Source organism: Acidimicrobiales bacterium (genome assembly GCA_036491125.1).
In the GTDB taxonomy this organism is placed as follows: domain Bacteria; phylum Actinomycetota; class Acidimicrobiia; order Acidimicrobiales; family AC-9; genus AC-9.
The window spans coordinates 1-22,385 of record DASXCO010000195.1 but is presented as its reverse complement, the minus strand read 5'-3'; the positions used below and the strand labels follow the sequence as shown (position 1 = coordinate 22,385).

Below are 22,385 nucleotides of genomic sequence, written 5' to 3'. Positions count from 1 at the left end.
TCCTGTCGGGTTTCAGTGCGATCGAACGAGCGGGATGGTCGCACTAGAACAGCAGGGTCGCCCGGTGGGCGAAGTCAATGATCGGGGCCGGGTAGAGGCCGAAGAACACCGTGAAGGCGGCCGTCAGGAGCAGCGCCACGCCGGCCAACAAGGGCACGTGGACGGGACTGTCCTCATCGGCCTCGCCCTCGAGCACCGACGTCGCCTCCGCCGTCCGCTCGACGACGGCGACGCCGCCCGGCGCCGTCGCAAGGGGGGCCACGCCGGCCTCGCCCACCGGCTCCTCGGCACCGGGCTCGGGTCCGGTGTCGTACCCACCGGCACTGGCGCCAGCCGGCGCCGGTGCGACCCCCGCTCCGGTCGGGCTGTACATGAGCACGATGACCCGCAGGTAGAAGAAGGCGGCGATCACGGCGGCGATCATGGCGATGAGCGCCAGCGGATAGGCGCCGCTGCTGACCGCGGCGGAGATCACGTAGAACTTGGCGAGGAAGCCGGTGGTGAAGGGGATGCCGGCCTGGGCCATCAGGAACAGCGCCAACAGGAGGGCGAGGCCCGGGTTGCGCCTCGATAGGCCGCGGTACGTGTCGAGGTCGTGGCGACCGTCTCCTCGCCCGCCGACCAGGGCCACGATGGTGAAGCTGCCGACGACCATGAACACGTAGGCGAAGAGGTAGTACAGCGCACCGGCGATCCCGTTCCTGGTCGCGACCTCCAGCCCGACGAGGACGAACCCGGCGTGGCTGATGGACGAGTAGGCCAGCATCCGCTTGACGTCTCGCTGGACGATGGCGACCACCGCCCCGAGGAGGAGGGTGAGTAGGGCGAGGGCCCAGATCAGGGGCTTCCAGTCCAGCCGCAGGACCGAGAAGGTCGAGAAGAAGAGGCGCAGAAGCCCGGCGAACCCGGCCGCTTTGGCCACCGCGGCCATGAACCCGGTCACCGGGGTCGGCGAACCCTGGTAGACGTCGGGAGTCCAGAAGTGGAAGGGGACGGCCGCCACCTTGAACCCCAGCCCCACGAGCAGCAGGGCCATCCCGGCCAGCAGCAGGCCGTTGGACACGGTGACGTTCTGGGCCAGGAACTTCCCGACCTGGCCCAGGTTGGTCGATCCGGTGGCGCCGTAGGTGAGGGCGACGCCGTAGAGGAAGATGGCCGAGGAGAACGCCCCGAGCACGAAGTACTTGATCGCCGCCTCCCCCGACTCCCGGCGCCGGGCGTGGTAGCCGGCCAGCACGTACAGAGCGATGGACATGATCTCCAGCCCGAGGAACAGCACGATCAGGTCGTTGGCGGCGGCCATGAACATGGCCCCCGACGCCGACAGCATGGCGAGCACGTAGAACTCGGGCCCGTCGAGCCGCTCCCGACGCAGGTACGAGTCGGCCGACAGGGCGGACACGATGAGCGCGGCGCCGATCAGCATGATGAAGAAGACGCTGAACCCGTCCACGGCGACGGACCCGGCGATGGCCGTGTAGCCACCCCGGGCGACGTGGTTCCACAACAGGTAGGCGTAGGCCATGGACGCGCCGCCGGCGGCAACTGTGAAGATGGCGTACGTCCCTCGGGGCAGCCGGCGGCGCGTCAGCGCCGCCCCGGTCATGAGCACGAGAGCCAGACCGATCAGGAGCAGCTCGGGCATGATGGCCGAGTAGTCGATGCGGGGAAGCTGGAGCGGCGGCAGGTCCTGGTGGAGCTGGGCGAGGAACGGGCTGGCTCCCATCACCGTCCTCCCGAGCCCGAGCCCGAGCCCGAGCCCGAGACCGAGGCGGAGGCCGATGTCCCGGACGATCCGTTGGCGACGGCCGGCTGGCGGTAGGTGCTGCCTTGCTCCACGTGGCTGATGAGGCGATTGACCGAAGGCGTGATGCGATCCAGCACCGGCCTCGGATAGACGCCGAGGAACACGATGGCAAGGATCAGCGGGGCCACGACGGCGCGCTCTCGCCAGGACAGATCGGGGATGTGGAGGTTGGGCCCCGTCGTCCGGCCATGGAACACCCGCTGGAACGCCCACAGCAGGTAGATGGCGGCGAAGATCACACCGATTGTCGCGGCCACGGCCCACCAGCGGTGGCTGAGGAAGGTGCCGATGAGGATGAGGAACTCACCGACGAAGCCGTTCAGGCCGGGCAGCCCGATCGAGGCCATCATCGCCACCGTGAACACCCCGGCCATGACGGGCGCGACCCGCTGCAGACCTCCCAGGTCGGTCGTCTGCCAACTTTTTCGTCGCTCGTAGATGAACCCGATGAGCAGGAACAGGGCGGCGGTGAACAGGCCGTGGTTGAGCATCTGGATCACCCCGCCCGAGACGCCCTGGGTGGTGATAGCGAAGGTGCCGAGGACGATGAAGCCCAGGTTGGTGAGCGACGAGTACGCCACCATCCGCTTGAGGTCGCGCTGGGCGGCCGCCACCACCGCCCCGTAGAGGATGCCGATGGCAGCGAGGGTCAAGAGGGTCGGGGCCAGCTGCGCCGCGGCCTTCGGGAACAGCTCGAAGTCGAACCGGATGATGCCGTAGCTGCCGATCTTGGCCATCACAGCCGCGAGGATCACCGAGCCCGCAGCCGGGGCCTCGGTGTACGCGGGAGGCGACCAGGTGTGCAGAGGGAAGATCGGCGCCTTGACGGCGAAGGCGGCCATGAAGGACAGGAACAGGACGATGCCCACGGTGGACGAGAACGGCTGGGTGGCCGACAAGGTCACGAGATCGAAGGTCAGGTGTCCCGTGCTGCGCTGGTGGAGGTACACGACGGTCAGCAGGCCGACGAGCATGACCGCCGATCCGAGGAAGGTGTAGAGGAAGAACTTCAACGCCGCGTTGCCCCGCCGTTCGTGACCCCAGCCGCCGATGATGAAGTACATCGGCACGAGCGTGAGCTCGAAGAAGAGGAAGAAGAGGAAGAGGTCCAGGGCAAGGAAGCTCCCGAGGCACGCGCACTCGAGCAGCAGCATCGAGGCCACGAAGCCCTTGGGGTTGCTCCGCACCCGCCCACCCAGCAGGGCGACGGGGAACAGCACCCCGCACATCAGCACGAGGAACAGCGATATCCCATCGATGCCGAGCTTCCACGAGATCCCGAACTGGGTGATCCAGCTGTGCTGGGAGACCATCTGGAAGCCTCCGTCGCCCACCCGGAAGCGCACGGCGATGAACACGGCGAAGCCCAACACGGCCACCGAGAAGGCAACGCCCAGGACCTCGATGAGCCGTTGGCGCGCCCGAGGCAGGGCGGCGACGACGACCGCTCCTCCCGCCGGGATCAGCACGAGCGTGGTCAACAGCGGGAAGCCAGGCCCGGGGTGGGCGGCAGCGAGCACCGGCGCCGCCGCGCCCGCGACCCCGCTCACGAGCCCACCCGGCTGGCCAAATAGGCGAGCACCAGGGCGGCGCCCGTGGCGATGGCGAGGGCGTAGTTGCGGACGTAGCCCGTCTGCAGCCGACGCAATCGGGCGCCGCTGTCACGTACGAGCGTCGCCGTGCCGTTGACGACGCCGTCAATCACCTCGTTGTCGAGCACAGTGGCCGAGAAGGTGGCCAACGCCGTCGAGGGGCGGGAGATGAAGGTGTCGTAGGCCCAGTCGACCCACCACGCCCTCTGCAAGAAGACCGGTGTGAGTCGGGGCCGCTGCCAGGCTCGTATCCAGATCCCGGCGGCGAGCACGGCGCCAACGACGCCCACCACGGCGTCGACGGTCAGGAAGGCGCGCTGGGTCGACCCGCTGTAGGTGAGCACCCGCAGCGCAGGGCCGAAGACGGGACTGAGCCACCGGCTGAGGAAGTCGTAGCTGTCGATGGGCAGGTTGATGATGCCGCCGGCGAACGACAGCACGGCCAGCACCACCAGCGGCAGGACCATCACCGGCGGTGACTCGTGCGGAAGGGTCTCATCCGGTCCCGACGTGCGCCAGCGCTCAGGGCCGTAGAAGGTGAGGAACACCACCCGGCCCATGTAGTAGGCGGTCAGCAGGGCGGTGAGCAGGCCGCCGGCATACAGCGCTGGACTGCGGGCGAAGGCGTTCGTGAGGACGTCGCTCTTGGACCAGAAGCCCGAGAAGGGCGGTACGCCCGCGATGGACAACCAGGCGACGATGAAGGTCCCGGCCGTGACCGGCATCCATTTTCGCAGGCCCCCGAAGCGGGCCATGTCCTGTTCGTCGTGCCTGCCGTGGATGACCGAGCCCGCTCCGAGGAAGAGGAGGGCCTTGTAGAACGCGTGGGTCACCATCAGGAAGATGGCGGCCACGTAGGCGCCCGACCCCACGGCCAGGAACATGTAGCCGAGCTGGGAGATGGTGGAGTAGGCGAGGGCCCGTTTGATGTCGCCCTGGGCGCACGCCGTGGTGGCGGCCACGAAGGCGGTGAGGAGCCCGACGATCGCCACGACGTTGAGCGACGACGAGGTGTGGCTGAGGAGGGGGCTGACCCTGGCCATCAGGTACACGCCGGCGGTGACCATGGTGGCGGCGTGGATGAGCGCCGACACGGGCGTCGGGCCCTCCATGGCGTCGGGAAGCCAGATGAACAGCGGGATCTGGGCCGACTTGCCCACCGCCCCGAGGAACAGCAGCAGGGTGATGGCGGTGACGGTGGTCGGGCCGATGCTGTTCACGGCCCCGAACACGCCGCTGTAGCTGAGGGTGCCCACGGTCGAGAAGATCAGGAACATGGCGATGAGGAAGCCGAAGTCGCCGATCCGGTTGACGATGAAGGCCTTCTTGCCCGCGCTGGCGGCGACGTCCCGGTCGAACCAGAAGGCCACCAGCCAGTACGAGCACGCCCCCACCCCCTCCCAGCCAAGGAAGGTGAGCACGAAGTTGTCCGCCATGACCAGGATGAGCATGGAGAACACGAACAGGTTGAGGTAGACGAAGAACTTCGAGAACTGGGGATCGCGGCGCATGTAGCCGATCGAGTAGAGGTGGATCAGCGCGCTCACCGCGGTCACGAAGAGCACCATCGTGATCGACAAGGGGTCGACGAGCAGCGCCGCCTTGATCTGGAGGCCACCCACCGGGATCCAGGTGAAGATCGTCTGGTCGAAAGCGCGGTTGCCGCTGGCTCGGTCGAGCAGGTCGACGAAGACGAAGACGGCCACCACGAAGGAGGCCGTCACCAGCAGCGTCCCCAGCCAGCCGGCCAGTGGGTTGCCGATACGCCGGCCGAAGAAGGCCAGGATCACCGCACCGGACAGGGGCAGCAGAGGAATGATGTAGGAGTAATGCAGCACGCTCGGCGTCAGCCCTTCAGGATGTGGAGGTCATCCGCCGTGGCGCCCTTTCGGCGGCGGAAGATGGCGACGATGATGCCCAGCCCCACGACCACCTCCGCCGCCGCCACCACCAGCACGAAGAAGACAAGCGACTGGCCGCCGATGTCGTTGAGCATGCGGGAGAACGTGACGAAGCTGAGGTTGACGGCGTTGAGCATGAGCTCCACGCACATGAACATGACCAGCACGTTGCGGCGCAGGAGCAGCCCGACGCCGCCGATGGTGAACAGCACGGCCGCCAGCGTCAGGTAGTACGGACCCCCAAGGCTCATTTTCTTCCTCCCACCCGCCTGTCCTCGGGCGGCTCGGGCGGCTCGGCCTCCTTCGAGGGCCGGCGGGAGAGGACCACGGCGCCGACCACGGCGATCACCAGCAGGACAGAGGTGACCTCGAAGGGGAGCAGGTAGGTGGTGAAGAGCGACCGGGCCAGCTTCTCGACGTTGGACCCTGGTCCGGCGGAGGGACCGGCCAGCGAGTGGGCACCCGTCACCCAGTGGATCCCGGCCAGGAAGAGCAGCAGAGACAACCCCGCCGCCCCGATGATCAGGGCGAGCGGCCGCTGAGCCGGAAGCGGGTCCCGCTGCAGCGCTTCCAGCCGGTCCACGCCGAGCAGCATGATCACGAAGAGGAAGAGCACCACGATGGCGCCGGCGTACACGATCACCTGCACGACGGCGAGGAAGTCGGCCGACTGCTCCACGAACAGGACGGCGATGCCGAACAGGGTCATGACCAGCATCAGGGCGGAGTGAACCGGGTTGCGGGCGGCGATGACACCGACGGCCCCGGCCACGATGACCGCGGCCGACACCGCGAACACGGTCGCGTCGGTGACGGTGACGGCCAGGATCGGCACGTGCGCCAACGGCACCAGCGAGACGAGCGGCATTAGCGGTACCTGCCGCCGTAACGGCGGGGGATGTCGGCGGCGTCGACCTCCCGGATGGAGATGTTGCCCGTGGCCTCGTCGTCCCGGTCTCCGACCTGGCCCGCCTCGGGGTGCCGGACCCCGTAGCCGAGCTCGCCCGACCACTGGACCCGACCCTCGAAGGCGGCGTCGCCGTTCGGCGAGGTCGCCCGCATCCACCCCGATGTATGGGCGTCGTCACCGGGGCGCCAGTCCTCCCACGGCTGCTGGCGGGGATGCCCCTCGTCGTCGACGACGAGCTCGTCCTTGGTGTAGATGGCGTCCTGGCGGTCGACGAAGGAGAACTCGAAGAGCTTGCTCTCGGTGATGGCCTCGGTCGGGCACGCCTCCACGCACAGGTCGCAGTGGATGCAGCGCAGGTAGTTGATCTCGTACACGAAGCCGAACCGCTCGCCCGGCGCCACCGGGGCGTCGGGCGGGTTGTCGGCTCCCCGGACGTAGATGCACCTCGCCGGGCACACGCCGGCGCACAGCTCGCAGCCGATGCACTTCTCCATGCCGTCCTCGTACCGGCCCAGCACGTGGCGACCGTGGAAGCGCGGCGGCTTCGAGCGCTTCTCGTCGGGATATCGATGGGTCACGCGCGGCTCGAAGACCTGGCGGATGGTGACCCGGAAACCGTCGAAGAAGCCCATCAGGTTGTCAACCTCCCGCCCGGCCCAGGTCGCCCCCCGGGTTCCAACACCGGTGGGGCAGGATCGACCCCCTCGGGCCCGGCCCACTCGGGCGGGCGCGACACCCGCAGGGCCTGCCAGAGCATGAGGCCGAACAAGAGCCCCCCTCCGAAGACGGCGAAGCCCCACCGCGAGTCGATGAGCATGCCTGCCACCACGAGGAGCCAGAACAGGGACAGGGGGATGAGCCGTTTCCACCCCAGGTCCATGAGCTGGTCGTAGCGCAGGCGCGGGAGGCTGGCTCTGATCCAGACGTAGACGTAGAGGAAGATGATCGTCTTGCCGAGGAACCACAGGATCGGCCACAGCCAGCGAACGACGTGGGGCGCAGGGCCGTCCGGACCACCGAAGAACAGGGTCACCATGATCGCCGACATCGTGATCAGGTTCATGTATTCGGCCAGGAAGAAGAGGGCGAAGCGCACCGAGGAGTACTCGGTGTGGAACCCCCCGACGAGCTCCTGCTCGCCCTCCGCCAGGTCGAACGGCGGCCTGTTCACCTCGGCCGTGACCGCGATGAAGAAGATGGCGAAGGGCACCACGCCGAGCCGGAGCACGTTCCAGTTGGGCAGGAAGCCGTAGAGGCTGCCGTTCTGGGACTCGACGATGTCGCGGGTGGACAGTGAGCCCGTGATGAGGACGGCCGCCGCCGTCGACAGCCCCATGGCCGCCTCGTAGGAGACCATCTGGGCGGTGGCCCGCACCGATCCGAGGAGGGGGTACTTCGAGCCCGACGCCCAGCCGGCGAGCATCAGGCTGTATACGGCCACCGACGACATTGCGAGGAGGAACAGGATCCCGATCTGCGGATCGGCGACCTGGAGCTCGGTCGTGTGCCCGAAGACCGTCACCACCCCGCCGATCGGGACGATGGTGAAGATCAGGAAGGCCGGCGCCACGGCGAGGTAGGGAGCGAGGAAGAAGACCCAACGATCGGAGCCCTCGGGGCGCAATGCCTCCTTGAAGAACAGCTTGACCCCGTCGGCCAGGCTCTGCAGGATCCCCCATGGTCCGGCCCGGTTGGGGCCGATCCGGCTCTGCATGTCGCCGATGACCTTCCGCTCGAACCAGATCATGAGCAGCACCGACACCAGCAGCGCGACGAAGGCGACGATGACCTTGACGGCCACGAAGAGAAAGACCCAGGGGTCGATGCCGTGCGAGAAGAGCGGGTCACCCATCAGATCGTCTCCAGGCGCACGTCGGTGACCGCTCGGCCGCTGTCGACGAGGTCCTCGGCCCCCTCCTCGGCCAGGTCGAGGTCGACCACGGCGACGCCGCGAGGCACGTCCGAGTCGGCGAGGACCCCCATCTCGAGAGTCCGACCGGTGCGGACGCGAACCCGACCGCCGGTCTGCACACCGAGGCGGTCGAGGTCGTACGGGTTGGCCCGGAGGGCGGGGGCGGGGGCCAGGTCGGCGAGGGAGGGACAGGACTGGACCAGCGTCCCCTGGTCGTAGAGTCGGCGCCGGGTCACGAGGCGCAGCGCGTACCCGTCCGGCGGCGGCACCGAGCGCGGCTTGGCCGGGGTGAAGCGCAGCAGCGGCGGTCGCTCCATTGCCGTGTGGGCGTCGTCTGTGCCGTCGGGAGCGTCGGTAGTCCGGGGCGCCCCGGCGATGTTGGGTATGCCCTGACTCTCGATGCCGCCGATGCCCGGGGTGGCCATTGGGTCGATCGGACCCGGCACCGGCTGGGTCGAGCCGGCTCCCGTGTCGTTGGCACCGGAGTGGACCGGGGGAGCGCCCCCCGGATGCCCGGTGCCAACCTCGAGCCGGACGGGCACGCTCGGGATCGGGGCCACGATCCCGTCGGCGGCGCGACGCTCGCCGATCAGGTGACGGGTGATGCCGACGTGGGACGGCGCCACGCGCTCGATCTCGTCCCAGATGGCCTCAAGGGTGTCGGTGCCCAGGTCGCCACCGAGGCGGGCCGCCAGCTCGGCGGCGATCATCCAGTCGGGGCGGGTCACGCCCGGCCCCACGAGCTTCTGGCCCAGGCGGCTGATGCGTCCCTCGAGGTTGGTCGTGGTGCCGGGGCGCTCGGCGTAGACGGCGGCGGGGAGGACGACGTCGGCCTGCCCCGACGACTCGTTGAGAAAGGCGTCGACGGCGACCACGAACCTGGCGGCGGCCATCCCCCGCTCGGCGAGCTGGCGATCGGGAAAGTCCCGGAGCGGATCGGCGCCGAGGAGGACCATCGCCTCCACCCGCTGTTCGACCGCGGCCGACAGCATGCCGGCGGTGTCGAGCCCCCGCTCCTCGGGCACGGTCCCCCACGCCGCCGTGTACCACGCCCGGCCCTCGTCCAGGCCGACCCGGCCCGGCAGGATGCCGGGTGCGAGGCCCATGTCGAGGGCGCCGTGGACGTTCGCCCGTCGCAAGGCCGTCAGGAAGCGGGCCTCGGGCCACGCCCCGAACATGGCGGCCGCGGCCTCGTCCACCATGTCGTCGGACTCGGCCACCGACGGGCGACCGAGGACCACCACGATCCCCGAGCCGTCGGCACCGGAGGCGCCACGAATGACGCCTCGAGCGGCCTCCAGCTCGCTGTCGTCAGTCGACTCGGGGGCCACGAGAGCGCGGGCCAGCGCCGCCACCTCGCCCGGTCGGTAAGTGAGCGAGACGGTCGCGTAGCGCGTCATGCCCGTGGGCAGCGCGGTGAGCTCGATCACCGGCACCCCCCGCTCGACGGCGGCCTCGCGCAGGCGCAGATGGAGCACCGGCAGCTCCTCGCGCACGTCGGGCGCGAGCAGCACGAGGGCGTCGGCCGAGCAGGCCTGATCGATCGTCGCCCTCGGCAGTCCGAGCACTACCTCGGCGGGCAGGCCGTCGCCGAGTTGGGCGTCGACCGAATCGGTGCCGATGACCGCCTTGGCCAGCTTGGCCCAGGTGTAGGCGTCCTCGTTCGGCAGTCGAGCACCGCCGATGACACCGATCGACTGCGGACCCCCGCGTTCCTTGGCCCCGGCCAGGCCCTCGGCCGCCGCCGCCAGGGCCTCGTCCCAGGAGACCTCGGCCAGCTCGTCGCCCTTGCGGACCAGCGGGTGGGTGAGACGGTCTTCGCTGTTGACGGCCTCGAAGTCGAAGCGCCCCTTGTCGCACAGCCAGCTCTGGTTGACCGGATCTGAGTCGACCCCCAGGTAGCGGGTGAGGCGGTTGGACGACGACTGCACCACGACCCGGCAGCCCACGGCGCAGGATGTGCACGTGCTCTCGACCTGCTCGAGGTCCCACGGCCGGGCCTTGAACCGGTACGGGGCGGCGGTGAGGGCGCCCACCGGGCAGATCTGGACAGTGTTGCCGCTGAAGTAGGAGGCGAAGGGGTGGTCCGGGTAGGTGTTGACCTGGATGTGGTCGCCGCGGCCGATGAAGTTGATCAGGGGCTCGCCGGCGACCTCGGTCGCGAAGCGCGTGCAGCGGTCGCACTGGATGCAGCGCTCGCGATCCAGGTCCACCAGGCTGCTGATGGGGATCGGCTTTGCGAAATGCCGCTTCTCCTCGACGAAGCGACTCTCCCCGGGACCGTAGGTGAGGGTCTGGTCCTGGAGGGGGCACTCGCCCCCCTTGTCGCACACGGGGCAGTCCAGGGGGTGGTTGATGAGCAGGAACTCGAGCACCCCGTCCTGGGCCTTCTTGACCTTGTCGGAGGTGGTCCGGATCTCCTGGCCGTCCGCCACGGCGACGAAGCACGCCGGCTGGAGGGAGTACCCGCGCGGCCCCCTGATCTCCACCAGGCACATGCGGCACATGCCGACCGACCTCATCCTGGGGTGGTAGCAGAATCTCGGGATGTAGGTGCCGGCCCTCTCTGCCGCGGCGATCACCATCTCGCCCCGGCTCGCCTCGACTTGGCGGCCGTCGACGACGATCGAGAGGGCGTCGGTGGAGGTGTCAGCCATACGGGCAGGCGCCTTCTTTGATGTGCACGAGGAACTCGTCGCGAAACATCCGGATGGCCCACACGATCGACGAGGGAATCGAGGGCCCCAGCACGCAGATCGTTGTCTGCTGGGGCGGCCATGACAAACCGGGGGAGATGTTGTCGCACATGTCCAGGAGAAGATCCAGGTCCTCCTCGCGGCCCGAGCCCTCCTCGATGCGGCGCACGACCTTCTCCACCCAGCCCGACCCCTCGCGACAGGGTGTGCACTGGCCGCAGGACTCCCGGTAGAAGAAGCGCACGATGCGCCAAGCAGCCCGCACGACGCAGGTCTGATCGTCCATCACGATCACCGAGCCCGACCCCAGCATGGAGCCGGCCTTGCCCACTGCGTCCTGATCGAGGGGCAGGTCGACCTTGTCGGGACCGAACCACGGAGCCGAGGCGCCGCCGGGGATGAACGCCTTGAGCTGGCGGCCGCCACGAATGCCGCCGCCCAGCACGGGGGCGAAGATGAGATCGCGGAACGTGGTCTTGGCCATCTCGAGCTCGTAGTTCCCGGGCCGGCGGACGTGGCCCGACAAGGCGAAGAGCCTCGTGCCGGTGGAGCTGCCCTCGCCCAGGGCGGCGAAGGCGTGCCCGCCGTGCTGGATGATCCAGGGGAGGTTCGCCATCGTCTCGGTGTTGTTGACGATCGTGGGCTCCCCGTAGAGCCCGATGGCCGCCGGGAAGTACGGAGGCTTGATGCGGGGGAAGCCTCGCTTGCCCTCGAGGCTCTCGAGCAGGGCGGTCTCCTCGCCGCAGATGTAGGCCCCGGCGCCCGGATGCACGACGATGTCGACGGAGAAGCCGGATCCGAAGATGTCCCGGCCCACGGCACCGTTCTCATAGGCCTCGTTGAGCGCTGTCTGCATCCGCTCGAGCCCGAGGGCGAACTCGCCCCGCACGTAGATGAAGGCCTGGGCGACCTGGTTGGCGTAGGCGGCGATGAGGGTGCCTTCGATGATCCCGTGGGGATCGCGCTCGATGAGCAGGTGGTCCTTGAAGGTCGCCGGCTCGCTCTCGTCGCCGTTGACCACCAGGTAGCGAACGGGCGCCTTCCGGAGCATCGACCACTTGCGCCCGGCGGGGAAGCCGGCGCCCCCGCGACCGAGCAGGCTGGCCGCGTTGACCTCCTCGGCGACCTGCTCCGGCTCCATGCGCAGGGCCCGGCGGAGCCCGGCGTACCCACCGGTGGCCAGGTAGCGCTCGAGGGTGTGCGAGTCGGGATGGCGCAGGCGGGCGGTGACGATCGGCGCCACATCGGTGAGCGCCATCAGGACTTCTCGGCCTGGGCGGCGGCGGCTCGTTCCTCCCGGGCCCGGTCGGCTTCGGCCCGCTCCGCCCGCACCTGCTCGGCCGGCACGGCGAGCCCGCCCTGGCGGCGAACCCGGCACAGCACGCCGTGGGGTGGCACATCGTGCTCGAGCCGGCCCGAGGCGAGGTCCTCGACCAGGTTGTCGAAGCGCTCGTCGCTCACCGACCCGAAGAACCGGTGGTTCACCTGGAGGCACGGCGCCCGGTCGCAGTCGGCGATGCACTCCGCCTCCTCCAGGCTGAACATGCTGTCCGGCGTGGTCGCGCCGACGCTGATGCCGAGCCGCTCCTCGGCGTGCTCGACGAGCTCGTAGGCGCCGTTCAAGAGGCAGGCGATGTTGGTGCACACCGACACCATGTAGCGACCCACCGGCTCGGTGCGCAGCATCTCGTAGAAGCTCGCCGTGCCCAGCACCTCGGCCGGCGCGAGACCCATGAGCTCGGCGATCTCCTCCATGGCCTCGGGGCTGAGCCAGCCCTCCTCCGCCTGGGCCAGATGGCAGATGGGCACCAGGGCAGAGCGTGAGTCGGGGTACAGCGACATCAGCTCCCGGGCCTGAGCCATGGTCTCGGCACTGAGTCGGGCCATCAGCGATCGACCTCCCCCAGGATGGGGTCGATGGAGGAGATGATGGCGACGGCGTCGGCGACCAGACCGCCGTGGACCATGTTCGCCATGCTCTGGAGGTTGCTGAACGACGGCGCCCGTATGTGCAGCCGGTAGGGCTTGGGGGAGCCGTCGGAGACGAGGTAGCAGCCGAGCTCGCCGCGGGGCGACTCGATGGCGACGTACACCTCGCCCTCGGGCACCTTGAAGCCCTCGGTGAAGATCTTGAAGTGGTGGATCAGGGCTTCCATCGACTCGTCGATGCGGGCTCGGGGAGGTGGGGTGACCTTCTTGTCCAGCGTGCGGTAGTCCCCCTCGGGGATGCGGTCGGCGACCTGGCGGATGATGCGGAGCGACTCGCGGATCTCGTTCAGCCGCACCGCGTAGCGGTCGAAGCTGTCGCCGTAGGTCCCCACCACGACGTCGAAGTCGACCTGGTCGTAGAACAGGTACGGCATCGTCCTCCGCAGGTCCCAGGGCACGCCGGTCGACCGGAGGATGGGGCCGGTGGCCGAAGAGGCGATCGCCGCCTCGGCGCTGATGCGTCCCACGCCTTCGGTGCGCTCACGGAAGATCGGCTGGCCCGTGAACAGATCGTCGTACTCGGCCAGTCGGGGCGGGATGGCCTGGCAGATCGCCTCGACATCGTCCTGCCACCCATCGGGGAGATCTGCGGCCACACCGCCGGGGCGGATGTAGTTGTGGTTCATGCGGAGGCCGGTGACCTTCTCGAGGAAGTCGAGCACCACCTCGCGCTCGCGGAAGCCGTAGATCATCATCGACGTGGCCGCGAGGTCCATGCCGTTGGTGGCCATCCAGAGGAGGTGCGACGAGACGCGGTTGAGCTCGACCATCAGCATCCGGATCCACGTCGCCCGCTCCGGTATCTCGACGCCCAGTAGGGCTTCGGTCGCCATTGAGAAGACCAGCTCGTTGTGGAGCGGCGAGAGGTAGTCCATACGCGTCACGTTGGTGGCGCCCTGGATGTAGGTGAGGTCCTCGCCGGTCTTCTCCATGCCGGTGTGGAGGTAGCCGATGATCGGCTTGGCCCGAAGCACCGTCTCGCCGTCGAGCTCCATCATGATCCTGAGCACGCCGTGGGTCGACGGGTGCTGGGGACCCATGTTGATGATCATCGTCTCGTCTTCGCCGACCTCGATGTCGATGTCGCCGGCATCGAGGGCCGTCGCCCCGCCGGGCGGACGCACGATGCCGCCTTCCTCGATGCGTCGCTCGACTGCGGTCGTTCCCTCGCGCGAGAACATCTCCTGGGTCCCCTCGGAGGTCTCGGCGACCAGGCGGCTCTCGTCGTCGGTGTGGCTCATCGTCGCCTCAACGCTCTCCGGGGGCTTCCTTGAACTGCACCGGCACCCGCCCGACCGAGTAGTCCTTGCGAAGCGGATGCCCTTCCCAGTCCTCGGGCATGAGGATCCGCGTCATGTCGGGATGATCAGCGAAGTGGATCCCGAACATGTCGAACGTCTCGCGCTCGGAGGCCTCGACGCCGGGATAGAGATCGAACAGCGAGGGGATCGTGGGATCGGACTCCGGCACCTGCACCCGGACGCGGACGCGCCGACGGTGCTCCATGGAGACCAGGTTCACCACGACCTCGAAGCGCTCTGGACGAACCTCGGGCGGGAGGCCGCGGCCCGGGTGGGCGAGGTAGTCGACGCCGCACACGTCCACGCACATCTCGAAGCCCTCGTCCTTGAGCCCGGCGACGACCTGGTGGTACTCGTCTCGCGACGGGTGGATCACCTCTCCTGTCATCACCGCCATCAGCGGGGCGTCCCCACGTGGACCGGGACTGGCTGCCCGACCTGAAGCTCGGCGCCGGCACCCGTGGCCTGCCGGCGGCGGGTGATGTCACCGGTGCGGATCTGCTCGTGCAGCGTGAGAATCGAGTGCAGCAACGTCTCGGGCGTGGGCGGGCACCCAGGCGTGTACACGTCTACCGGGACCACCTGGTCGACGCCCTGGACGATGGCGTAGTTGTTGAACATCCCGCCGGTCGAGGCGCACACGCCCATCGAGATCACCCATTTGGGCTCGGGCATCTGGTCGTAGACCTGGCGCAGCACGGGAGCCATCTTCTGCGACACCCGGCCGGCGACGATCATGAGGTCAGCCTGACGGGGCGACGCCCGGAAGACCTCCATGCCGAAGCGGGCGAGGTCGTAGTCGGCCGCCCCAGCGGACATCATCTCTATGGCGCAGCAGGCGAGCCCGAAGGTGGCCGGCCACACGCTGTTGCGCCGAGCCCACTTCACGAGGTTCTCGAGGTTGCCGGTCAGAAAGTTGTGGTTGAGGCTCTCGAGCCCCATGGTCAGGCCGCCTCGCCGGTGTCCTGGCCGATGCGACGGACCGTGGTGTCCGTGGTCCGCTCCGTCGTCGTCCCCGGCAGGGGTCGGAGGCGCTTGACCGGGCCCCAGTCGAGGGCGCCGTTGCTGATGAGGTAGATGAACGACAACAGCACGGCGACGGCGAAGAGGACCATCTCGACCAGACCGAAGGTGCTCAGCTGGCGGAAGATGACCGCCCAGGGGTACAGGAAGATGATCTCGATGTCGATGACGATGAAGACCATGGCGACGAGGTAGAACCGCACCGGGAACCGCTCCGCCGGCTCATTCTCGGGCACGATGCCGCACTCGTAGGGGGTCGACTTGGCGCTGGTCGGCCGCTTGGGCCCCAGCAGAGAGGACGCGGCGAACGAGAGCGCGGCGAAGAGTATCGACAGGACGAACATGCAGACGATCGGCAGGTAGTTATCCATCGGTGGGTCGCCCCCCTGGTGGCGAGGGCCATATCGTCGGACCTCGGCGCCTTTGTACCACGGCCCCTCGAAGGCGGTCAGATCGGCGCCGCCCCCCGGCGGCGCCCCTGCGGTCGGCCGTCGTAGAGTCGTCCTGATGAGCACCTCAGTCGATCATGCCCACGACGTCCTGGTGGTGGGAGCTGGTCCCTCGGGCTCGGCGTGCGCCTATTGGCTGGCCGATGCCGGTTACGACGTGGTGCTGCTCGAGCGCAAGCGCTTCCCGAGGGAGAAGACGTGCGGAGATGGCCTCACCCCCCGCTCCGTACGCCAGCTCGAGGACATGGGCCTGGCCGAGGAGCTGGCCAGCTTCCATCGCTATGACGGCCTCAGGGCCGTCGCCTTCGGCCGGGAGCTGGAGCTGGGGTGGCCCGATCACCCCGACCTCCCGACGCACGGCTACGTGGTGACCCGGCGCGACCTCGACCAGGTCGTGGCCGAGCGAGCCCAGAAGGTCGGCGCTGATCTCCGGCAGTCAACGGTGGCCACGGCGCCGGTGCTCGAAGACGGCCGCGTCCGGGGCGCCGTCGTGGCCGGCAGCGACGGTGGCGCCGCCGACGAGATCAGGGCCCGCTACGTCGTCGTGTCGGACGGCGCCAACTCCCGGTTCGGGCGGGCGCTGGGCGCGAGCCGGGATCGCGCCCTCGCTCTCGGCATGGCGCTCCGCGGCTACTACCGCTCACCCCGCCACGACGAGCCCTGGATCGAATCCCACCTCGACGTGCACGATCGGGAGGGTCAGGTCCTGCCCGGATACGGCTGGATCTTCCCGCTGGGCGACGGACGGGTGAACGTGGGGGTCGGGCTGCTCTCCACCTCCGACCGCTGGGCGGGCGTGAACACCACCGAGCTCCTGGCGGCCTTCGTCGACACCGCTCCCCGCTCCTGGGAGCTCTCACGGGCGACGTCCTGCGGGGCCCCCACCGGTGGACGGCTGCCGATGGGCCTCTCCGTCGGTCCCCGTTCGGGCCCCGGCTACCTGGTCGTGGGGGACGCGGCGGGAGCGATCAACCCGTTCAACGGTGAGGGCATCGCCTACGCCTACGAGACGGGGCGGCTCGCCGCCGCCGCTGTCGGCCAGGCCCTCGCCACCGGCGATGGCGGCGCCCTCGGCAGTTACGAGTCGGCCCTCGAGCACCGCTACGGGCTCTACTACCGGGTGGCGCAGGCTTTCGTGCAGATCATCGGGCGACCCCAGCTGATGCGGGCGCTGGTGGGCACGGGCATGCACAGCCGCACCCTCATGGAGTGGGTGCTGCGCATCATGGCCAACCTGCTGCGCCCCGACGAGCTGGGTCCCGCCGAGGCCGCCTATCGGGCGGTGGCGGCGCTCGCCCGTAGGGCATAGCTCCCTCAAGGACGCGAAGCGCCGGCCAGCTCGGCTGCGGCCTCCGCTGCAGCCTCCACCGTGCGGGCCAGGTCCGCCTCGGTGTGGGCGAGGCTGGGGAAGATGGCCTCGTAGGGCCCAGGAGCCAAGGTCACCCCCCGCGTCAGCATGGCGTGGAAGAAGGCGGCGTACTGTCCACCCGCAGCCGACGCCTGCGCCCCCTCGTAATCGGTCACCGGCTCGGCGCCGAAGAACAGCCCCATGAGCGGTCCCACAACCGGAACCTGCGCTGCGACGCCAGCCTCCTCGAGGGCTCGAGCGAGGGCTGCGGCGAAGCGAGCGACCCGCTCGGAGAGGGCGTCGTAGGCGGCCGGCGTCAGCAGCTCGAGGGCGGCCAGGCCGGCCGTGGTCGCCAGCGGGTTCCCGGCCAGCGTGCCGGCCTGGTACACGGGGCCGAGGGGGGCGAGCTGCTCCATGATCGGGCGTCGGCCCCCGAACGCCCCCACTGGCAGCCCGCCGCCGATCACCTTTCCGAAGCACCACAGATCGGGGACCACGCCGCTCGTCTCGGTCACGCCCCCGCTGGCCACCCGAAAGCCGGTGATGACCTCGTCGAAGATCAGGACCGCCCCGGCGTCGTCGCACGCCTTGCGCAGCCCCTCGAGGAATCCCGGCGCCGGCGGAACCAGGCCCATGTTGGCGGCGACGGGCTCGACGATGACACAGGCCACGTCCGATCCGATCGCCGGCACCTGGTTGTAGGGGACGACGATGGTGTCGGCGACCGCCCCCGGCGGCACCCCGGCGGAGTCGGGGAGTCCGAGGGTCGCCACCCCGCTGCCCCCGCCGGCCAGGAGGCTGTCGCTGTGTCCGTGATAGCAGCCGGCGAACTTGACCACCCGCGACCGTCCCGTGGCGCCTCGCGCCACCCGCAGCGCGCTCATGGTCGCCTCGGTCCCGCTCGAGGTGAGCCGGACCAGCTCACAGCCGGGCACCCGGTCGCGGATGACCTCGGCCATGAGCACCTCGCCTTCGGTGGGGGCGCCGTACGAGGTGCCCCGACCGGCCGCCCGCTGGACGGCGTCGACGATGGCGGGGTGGGCGTGGCCAAGGATGGATGCGCCGTACGACTGGACGTAGTCGACGTAGCGCCGGCCCTCGACGTCCCATACATAGGCGCCGTCGGCCCGGTCGACGAAGTACGGCACGCCTCCGACGGCCTTGAACGCGCGCACGGGCGAGTCGACCCCACCCGGCAGCACCCGGCACGCTCGCTCGTACAGCTCGACGTTGGTCGGGGCCTGGGCGCGCGCCTCGAGCATCAACTTCCGAGCGTCTCGGCCAGCTCGGATGCGAAATAGGTGAGGATGAGGTCGGCCCCGGCCCGCTTGATGGCGCCAACGTGCTCGAGGGCCACCGCCGCGCCGTCGATCCAGCCCCGCTCGCTCGCCGCCTTGACCATGGCGTACTCGCCGCTGACGTGGTACGCCGCAACGGGGACGTCGAACTTCGCCCGCACGGCGGCGATCACGTCGAGGTAGGCCAGGGCAGGCTTGACCATGACCATGTCGGCGCCCTCGGCGATGTCGAGGGCCACCTCGGCCAGCGCTTCGCGTCGGTTGGGCGGGTCCTGCTGGTAATCCCGGCGGTCCCCGCCGTCGGCGATGGCCACGTCGACGGCGTCGCGGAAGGGCCCGTACAGCGCCGATGCGTACTTGGCCGCGTAGGCCAGGACGGCGAGCTCGGGCCGGCCGCTGTGGTCCAGCGCGGCGCGGATGGCGCCCACCTGGCCGTCCATCATCCCGCTCGGTGCCACCACGTCCGCACCGGCATCGGCCTGGGCCACCGCCACCCGCCCGTAGAGCTCGAGCGTGGCGTCGTTGTCCACCGTCCCCGACGCCGTCAGCACCCCGCAGTGGCCATGGTCGGTGTACTCGTCGAGGCAGAGGTCGGCCACGAGCACCATGGCGTCGCCCAGCTCGTGGCGAAGCTCCCGCAGGGCCACCTGGGTGACGCCATCGGGGTTCCATGCCTCGGAGCCGATGGGGTCCTTGGCCGCCGGCAGGCCGAACAGCACGATGGCGGGCACCCCGAAGGAGCTCAGTCGGCGGGCCTCTTTCACCAGTGAGGCGGTGGTGTGCTGGACGACGCCGGGCAGCGACGCCACCGGCTGGGGCTCGTCGATGCCCTGGCGGACGAACAGCGGCGCCACCAGGTCATCGACCGACACCCGGGTCTCCGCGACCATGCGCCGCAGCGTCGGCAGGCGCCGGAGCCGGCGCAGTCGGCGGGCGGGAAAGCTCACGTCCTCAGCCTAGGGCGGGCCTTTGCCGCCAGTTGCACGGCGGGCCTTTGCCAGCGCGTCGACCAGCCCCTCGACGGTGTGCGTGGCGGCGACGACGTCCACCTGCAGTCCAAGCGACCTCGCCGTGTCCGCGGTAACCGGCCCGATGCAGGCGACCACAGGGGGCACGTCGCCGCGGTCCACGACCTCGAGGAATCCCCTCACCGTCGACGACGACGTGAACGTGACGACCTGGGCCGAGCGCACCGCAGCCAGGGCTTCCCCCGAGGGCCGCATCCGCTCGGTGCGGTACGCCTCGACCACGTCGACCTGCCAGCCCTTGGCCCGCAGCCCCTTGGGGAGCACGTCGCGAGCCTCGGCCGCCCGGGGCAGGAGCACCCGCCCCCCCGCCCCCGAGGCCGAAGAAGCAGCGTCGGCGGGGGGCCGGTCGGGGAAGACATCCAGGAGCCCTTCGGCGACGAAGCGCTCGGGCACGAGATCGGCGACCAGGCGCCACCGGCCGAGCGCCTCCGCCGTACCGGTGCCGATGGCGGCGACGCGCGCCGACCCGAAGGCCCTGGCGTCGCGCACGAGGCCCATCAGGGCCTCCACGGCATTGGCCGAGGTGAAGACCACCCACTCGTAGCGGTCGAGCCGCTCGGCGGCGGATCCCAGCGACGCCCCTCCGTCGGCCGCCGTCGTCACCGAGATGACCGGCAGCTCGACGGTCCCGGCGCCCACCGAACGCAGGCGATCGACGAGGGTGGAAGCCTGGGATCGGGCCCGCGTCACGACGACCGTCCACCCGAAGAGGGGCCGGCGCTCGAACCAGGCCAGGTCCAGCCGGGCGACCGGACCGATCACCATGGTGACGGGCGGTTCCAGATCGGCGGCGGGCAGACCGGCGAGCGTCGTGCGCACGGTGCGCTGGCTCGGTCGCGTGCCCCAACCGACCGCGGCCACTGGCGTGGTAGGCGGGCGGCCGGCGGCGATGAGCCGCCGGACGATCTCGTCCCGGTGGGCGACACCCATCAACACGACGATGGTCCCGCCCACTCGGGCCAGGGCGTCCCAGTCGACCTCGGCGTCGAGGGCCTGGCGACTGTGGCCGGTCACCACCGTGAAGGAGGTCGAGAGCCCACGATGGGTCACCGGGACACCCGCGTAGGCGGGAACGGCCACCGCGGCGGTCACACCGGGGACCACTTCGAAGTCAACGCCCGCTGCCGCCAGGGCCTCCGCCTCCTCACCGCCCCGGCCGAAGACGAACGGGTCGCCCCCCTTGAGCCGCACCACGCGGCGTCCGGCGCGGCCGTGCGCCACGAGCAGACCGTTGATCTCGTCCTGGTGGACGGGATCGCCGGGGCTCTTACCCACGTCGATCCGCTCCGCCCCGGCGGGGGCGAGGTCGAGGAGCGACCGCTCGGCCAACCGATCGTGGACGACCACGTCGGCTCGGCCCAGCACCTCGGCACCCTTTATGGTGATCAGACCGGGATCGCCGGGTCCGGCACCCACGAGGTACACGTTGACGTCCCTCCCACGACTGAAGTCGTGAGATTCCCGGGCGCTCATGCGGCGACCGGTCGGGTTCGCGTTTCGCTGGGTCCCTGGTGGGATGTTCCTCCACGCGCTGTGACCGCCAGCCCGGCGGCAAGAATGTTTCTGGCTGCGTTCACATCGGCGTTGGCGTCATGACCGCAGGCATTGCACCGGAACACCGCTTGGCTCTCACGGTTTCCGGGGCAGAGATGCCCACAGGCGGCGCACCGCTGCGATGTGTGCTTGGGGTCGACCGGCACCACCTTCACGTCGCAGGTGGCGGCCTTGTCCTCCAAGCGGCGACGAATCATCGCCCAGCACTGGGCCGAGATCGCCCGATTCAGTCCTCGCTTCCGGGCGACGTTAGTTCCGGGCTGCTCGATGGTGCCCTTGGCGGAACGAACCATGTTCTTGACGGCCAGGTCCTCGATGGCAATGAGATCGAAGCCGCGCACCACCGCAGTCGTGGTCTGCTCGACGAAATCTCGCCGTCGGTCGGCCTCCCGGGCTCTCAACCGGGTGATAGCCCGCTTGGTTCGCTGGCGTCGTTGCGAGCCACGCTGCTGGCGGGCGAGCTTGCGCTGGAGGCGGCGGAGCCGTTGGGTCTCACCGGGCCGCAGGCTTGGCACGTGCAGGTGCTCGCCATCGGAGGTGCTGAGGGTGGCAACCACGCCGGCGTCGAGACCGACCTTCCTACCCGTTGGTTCCCGAACGAGGGTCGGTTGGCAGGCGGAGAAGCTGACGTGCCAGCGGCCCGTCCGATCGAGGGTGATCCGGGCCATCCCATGGCCTGGGGGCAGCGGCCGAGACAGGCGGAAACGGACCGGGCTGCACTTGGGCACCGCGATCGTCGCCCACCGCCGGTTCAGTCGTTCCACGTGCACATCGCGCACACAGAAACCCTCGTTGACGCCTCTCTTACGCCAACACGGGCGACCGTGGGTGCCCCCGGACCAGTTCCGCAAAGCCTGATCGAAGTCCCGCAACGCCTGCTGCTGCACGCTCGAGGACCCCTCCGCCAGCCACCCGAAGCACTGGCGGGCCTCGGCCAGCTGACGTTGGCGGGCCGTCGCGCCGGGCCGACCCGCCAGTCCCGGCTTGGTTCGCCACCTCCCGTCCCGACGCTCACGCCCGAAGTTCTCCTGCTCGAGGGCCACGTTCCAAACCGTGCGGGCATCCCCACAGTGCCGGACCAGCATCTCCTCCTGGGATGCGTTCGGGTGAAGCCGGTAGCGATGCGCCATCTACGCCGCCAGCCTCTGGTTCTTTGCATGGCGGCGGACAACTTCGAGCGGTGCGCCACCCACCGTGGACACGATTATCTCCTTCAGGCGGGCCTCGACTCGGCCAGCCAGCACCCGGCGGCGGTACTTCCGGCACCTGACAATGTGGTGCTTCGCCGAGTTCATGGTCTTGTTCGACCAACGGTACGCCACCAGCACAGTCTCCCAGCCGGCTGTGACACCTACCGAGAACCATCGGCGGCTACGCCGCAGCACCAGAAAAGACCTCGACCCACGACTGAGGTCGGGTGCATGCGGACTCGTTCCGTCACGACCCGCCCACCCCGGCGAGGTCGTCGAGGACGGCCCGCCCGCCGCAATCGTCGAGCAGGTGGCGGGCCAGGCTCCGGCCCAGCGCCCCGGGTTCGGACCCGGTGGCGGTCTGGCGCAGCATCAGTCTCCCGTCGA

At 69.6% G+C, this 22,385-nt stretch carries 20 protein-coding genes; 1 reads left to right on the top strand and 19 read right to left on the bottom strand.

Translation table 11 applies throughout. The annotated features are described in order from the left end of the window. Positions 1–43 precede the first annotated feature (43 nt). From VGF64_15700 to ndhC, 14 genes are read right to left on the bottom strand one after another with little or no spacing between them, the layout of a single operon-like run. Positions 44–1,726, bottom strand: coding sequence for an NADH-quinone oxidoreductase subunit N (locus tag VGF64_15700; GenBank protein ID HEY1636208.1), 1,683 nt, complete (start codon positions 1,724–1,726; stop codon positions 44–46). Next, positions 1,726–3,357 (bottom strand): NADH-quinone oxidoreductase subunit M, encoded by a 1,632-nt coding sequence (locus VGF64_15695; GenBank protein HEY1636207.1) that lies wholly within the window; start codon positions 3,355–3,357, stop codon positions 1,726–1,728. Before VGF64_15695 ends, VGF64_15700 begins: the two co-directional genes overlap by 1 nt. Continuing rightward, positions 3,354–5,237 (bottom strand): NADH-quinone oxidoreductase subunit L, encoded by a 1,884-nt coding sequence (gene nuoL, locus VGF64_15690; GenBank protein HEY1636206.1) that lies wholly within the window; start codon positions 5,235–5,237, stop codon positions 3,354–3,356. The genes VGF64_15695 and nuoL overlap by 4 nt, the downstream gene beginning before the upstream one ends. 8 nt (positions 5,238–5,245) lie before the next feature. Beyond that, entirely contained in the window at positions 5,246–5,551 is a 306-nt protein-coding gene (gene nuoK, locus VGF64_15685) for an NADH-quinone oxidoreductase subunit NuoK (GenBank protein HEY1636205.1), read from the bottom strand. Then, positions 5,548–6,168, bottom strand: a complete 621-nt coding sequence (locus VGF64_15680; GenBank protein HEY1636204.1) for an NADH-quinone oxidoreductase subunit J — start codon at positions 6,166–6,168, stop codon at positions 5,548–5,550. Before VGF64_15680 ends, nuoK begins: the two co-directional genes overlap by 4 nt. After that, on the bottom strand, positions 6,168–6,842 hold the full coding sequence (gene nuoI, locus VGF64_15675) for an NADH-quinone oxidoreductase subunit NuoI (GenBank protein ID HEY1636203.1): 675 nt from the start codon (positions 6,840–6,842) through the stop codon (positions 6,168–6,170). Before nuoI ends, VGF64_15680 begins: the two co-directional genes overlap by 1 nt. Next, the gene (nuoH, locus tag VGF64_15670; protein ID HEY1636202.1) at positions 6,842–8,062 is read right to left on the bottom strand and encodes an NADH-quinone oxidoreductase subunit NuoH; all 1,221 of its coding nucleotides are present in this window, start codon (positions 8,060–8,062) and stop codon (positions 6,842–6,844) included. Before nuoH ends, nuoI begins: the two co-directional genes overlap by 1 nt. Further along, positions 8,062–10,779, bottom strand: a complete 2,718-nt coding sequence (gene nuoG / locus VGF64_15665) for an NADH-quinone oxidoreductase subunit NuoG (GenBank protein HEY1636201.1) — start codon at positions 10,777–10,779, stop codon at positions 8,062–8,064. The genes nuoH and nuoG overlap by 1 nt, the downstream gene beginning before the upstream one ends. Then, positions 10,772–12,076, bottom strand: coding sequence for an NADH-quinone oxidoreductase subunit NuoF (gene nuoF, locus VGF64_15660; protein ID HEY1636200.1), 1,305 nt, complete (start codon positions 12,074–12,076; stop codon positions 10,772–10,774). The genes nuoG and nuoF overlap by 8 nt, the downstream gene beginning before the upstream one ends. After that, positions 12,076–12,705, bottom strand: a complete 630-nt coding sequence (locus VGF64_15655) for an NAD(P)H-dependent oxidoreductase subunit E (protein ID HEY1636199.1) — start codon at positions 12,703–12,705, stop codon at positions 12,076–12,078. Before VGF64_15655 ends, nuoF begins: the two co-directional genes overlap by 1 nt. Further along, positions 12,705–14,048 carry an NADH-quinone oxidoreductase subunit D gene (locus VGF64_15650; protein ID HEY1636198.1) on the bottom strand — a complete coding sequence of 448 codons (1,344 nt, stop codon included), beginning with the start codon at positions 14,046–14,048 and terminating at the stop codon, positions 12,705–12,707. Before VGF64_15650 ends, VGF64_15655 begins: the two co-directional genes overlap by 1 nt. A gap of 7 nt (positions 14,049–14,055) precedes the next feature. Continuing rightward, positions 14,056–14,505, bottom strand: coding sequence for an NADH-quinone oxidoreductase subunit C (locus tag VGF64_15645; protein ID HEY1636197.1), 450 nt, complete (start codon positions 14,503–14,505; stop codon positions 14,056–14,058). Continuing rightward, positions 14,505–15,050 carry an NADH-quinone oxidoreductase subunit B family protein gene (locus tag VGF64_15640; protein HEY1636196.1) on the bottom strand — a complete coding sequence of 182 codons (546 nt, stop codon included), beginning with the start codon at positions 15,048–15,050 and terminating at the stop codon, positions 14,505–14,507. The genes VGF64_15645 and VGF64_15640 overlap by 1 nt, the downstream gene beginning before the upstream one ends. Positions 15,051–15,052: 2 nt before the next feature. After that, positions 15,053–15,502, bottom strand: a complete 450-nt coding sequence (gene ndhC / locus VGF64_15635; GenBank protein HEY1636195.1) for an NADH-quinone oxidoreductase subunit A — start codon at positions 15,500–15,502, stop codon at positions 15,053–15,055. A gap of 136 nt (positions 15,503–15,638) precedes the next feature. Here ndhC and VGF64_15630 point away from each other — a divergent pair, with 136 nt between their 5' ends. Then, positions 15,639–16,889, top strand: coding sequence for a geranylgeranyl reductase family protein (locus VGF64_15630; protein HEY1636194.1), 1,251 nt, complete (start codon positions 15,639–15,641; stop codon positions 16,887–16,889). Positions 16,890–16,894: 5 nt separating this feature from the next. Here the strand turns inward: VGF64_15630 and hemL are convergent, their stop codons facing one another. From hemL to VGF64_15605, 5 genes are read right to left on the bottom strand one after another with little or no spacing between them, the layout of a single operon-like run. Continuing rightward, positions 16,895–18,190, bottom strand: a complete 1,296-nt coding sequence (gene hemL / locus VGF64_15625) for a glutamate-1-semialdehyde 2,1-aminomutase (protein HEY1636193.1) — start codon at positions 18,188–18,190, stop codon at positions 16,895–16,897. Beyond that, complete coding sequence (gene hemB, locus VGF64_15620) at positions 18,190–19,173, bottom strand: porphobilinogen synthase (protein HEY1636192.1); 984 nt, start codon at positions 19,171–19,173, stop codon at positions 18,190–18,192. Before hemB ends, hemL begins: the two co-directional genes overlap by 1 nt. Positions 19,174–19,182: 9 nt before the next feature. Beyond that, positions 19,183–20,727 (bottom strand): uroporphyrinogen-III C-methyltransferase, encoded by a 1,545-nt coding sequence (cobA, locus tag VGF64_15615; protein HEY1636191.1) that lies wholly within the window; start codon positions 20,725–20,727, stop codon positions 19,183–19,185. Further along, positions 20,724–21,938: a transposase gene (locus VGF64_15610; GenBank protein HEY1636190.1), complete on the bottom strand. Its 1,215-nt coding sequence runs from the start codon at positions 21,936–21,938 to the stop codon at positions 20,724–20,726. Before VGF64_15610 ends, cobA begins: the two co-directional genes overlap by 4 nt. Further along, positions 21,939–22,130: a hypothetical protein gene (locus VGF64_15605; protein ID HEY1636189.1), complete on the bottom strand. Its 192-nt coding sequence runs from the start codon at positions 22,128–22,130 to the stop codon at positions 21,939–21,941. Positions 22,131–22,385 lie beyond the last annotated feature (255 nt).

Coding starts and splice junctions, on each gene's coding strand:
- nuoK (HEY1636205.1), bottom strand. CDS start 5,551: ATGAGCCTTGGGGGTCCGTACTACCTGACGCTGGCGGCCGTGCTGTTC.
- VGF64_15630 (HEY1636194.1), top strand. CDS start 15,639: ATGAGCACCTCAGTCGATCATGCCCACGACGTCCTGGTGGTGGGAGCT.
- nuoG (HEY1636201.1), bottom strand. CDS start 10,779: ATGGCTGACACCTCCACCGACGCCCTCTCGATCGTCGTCGACGGCCGC.
- VGF64_15650 (HEY1636198.1), bottom strand. CDS start 14,048: ATGAGCCACACCGACGACGAGAGCCGCCTGGTCGCCGAGACCTCCGAG.
- nuoI (HEY1636203.1), bottom strand. CDS start 6,842: ATGGGCTTCTTCGACGGTTTCCGGGTCACCATCCGCCAGGTCTTCGAG.
- nuoH (HEY1636202.1), bottom strand. CDS start 8,062: ATGGGTGACCCGCTCTTCTCGCACGGCATCGACCCCTGGGTCTTTCTC.
- VGF64_15700 (HEY1636208.1), bottom strand. CDS start 1,726: ATGGGAGCCAGCCCGTTCCTCGCCCAGCTCCACCAGGACCTGCCGCCG.
- VGF64_15640 (HEY1636196.1), bottom strand. CDS start 15,050: ATGGGGCTCGAGAGCCTCAACCACAACTTTCTGACCGGCAACCTCGAG.
- VGF64_15680 (HEY1636204.1), bottom strand. CDS start 6,168: ATGCCGCTCGTCTCGCTGGTGCCGTTGGCGCACGTGCCGATCCTGGCC.
- VGF64_15645 (HEY1636197.1), bottom strand. CDS start 14,505: ATGGCGGTGATGACAGGAGAGGTGATCCACCCGTCGCGAGACGAGTAC.
- cobA (HEY1636191.1), bottom strand. CDS start 20,727: ATGAGCGCCCGGGAATCTCACGACTTCAGTCGTGGGAGGGACGTCAAC.
- VGF64_15655 (HEY1636199.1), bottom strand. CDS start 12,705: ATGGCCCGACTCAGTGCCGAGACCATGGCTCAGGCCCGGGAGCTGATG.
- ndhC (HEY1636195.1), bottom strand. CDS start 15,502: ATGGATAACTACCTGCCGATCGTCTGCATGTTCGTCCTGTCGATACTC.
- VGF64_15610 (HEY1636190.1), bottom strand. CDS start 21,938: ATGGCGCATCGCTACCGGCTTCACCCGAACGCATCCCAGGAGGAGATG.
- nuoF (HEY1636200.1), bottom strand. CDS start 12,076: ATGGCGCTCACCGATGTGGCGCCGATCGTCACCGCCCGCCTGCGCCAT.
- hemL (HEY1636193.1), bottom strand. CDS start 18,190: ATGCTCGAGGCGCGCGCCCAGGCCCCGACCAACGTCGAGCTGTACGAG.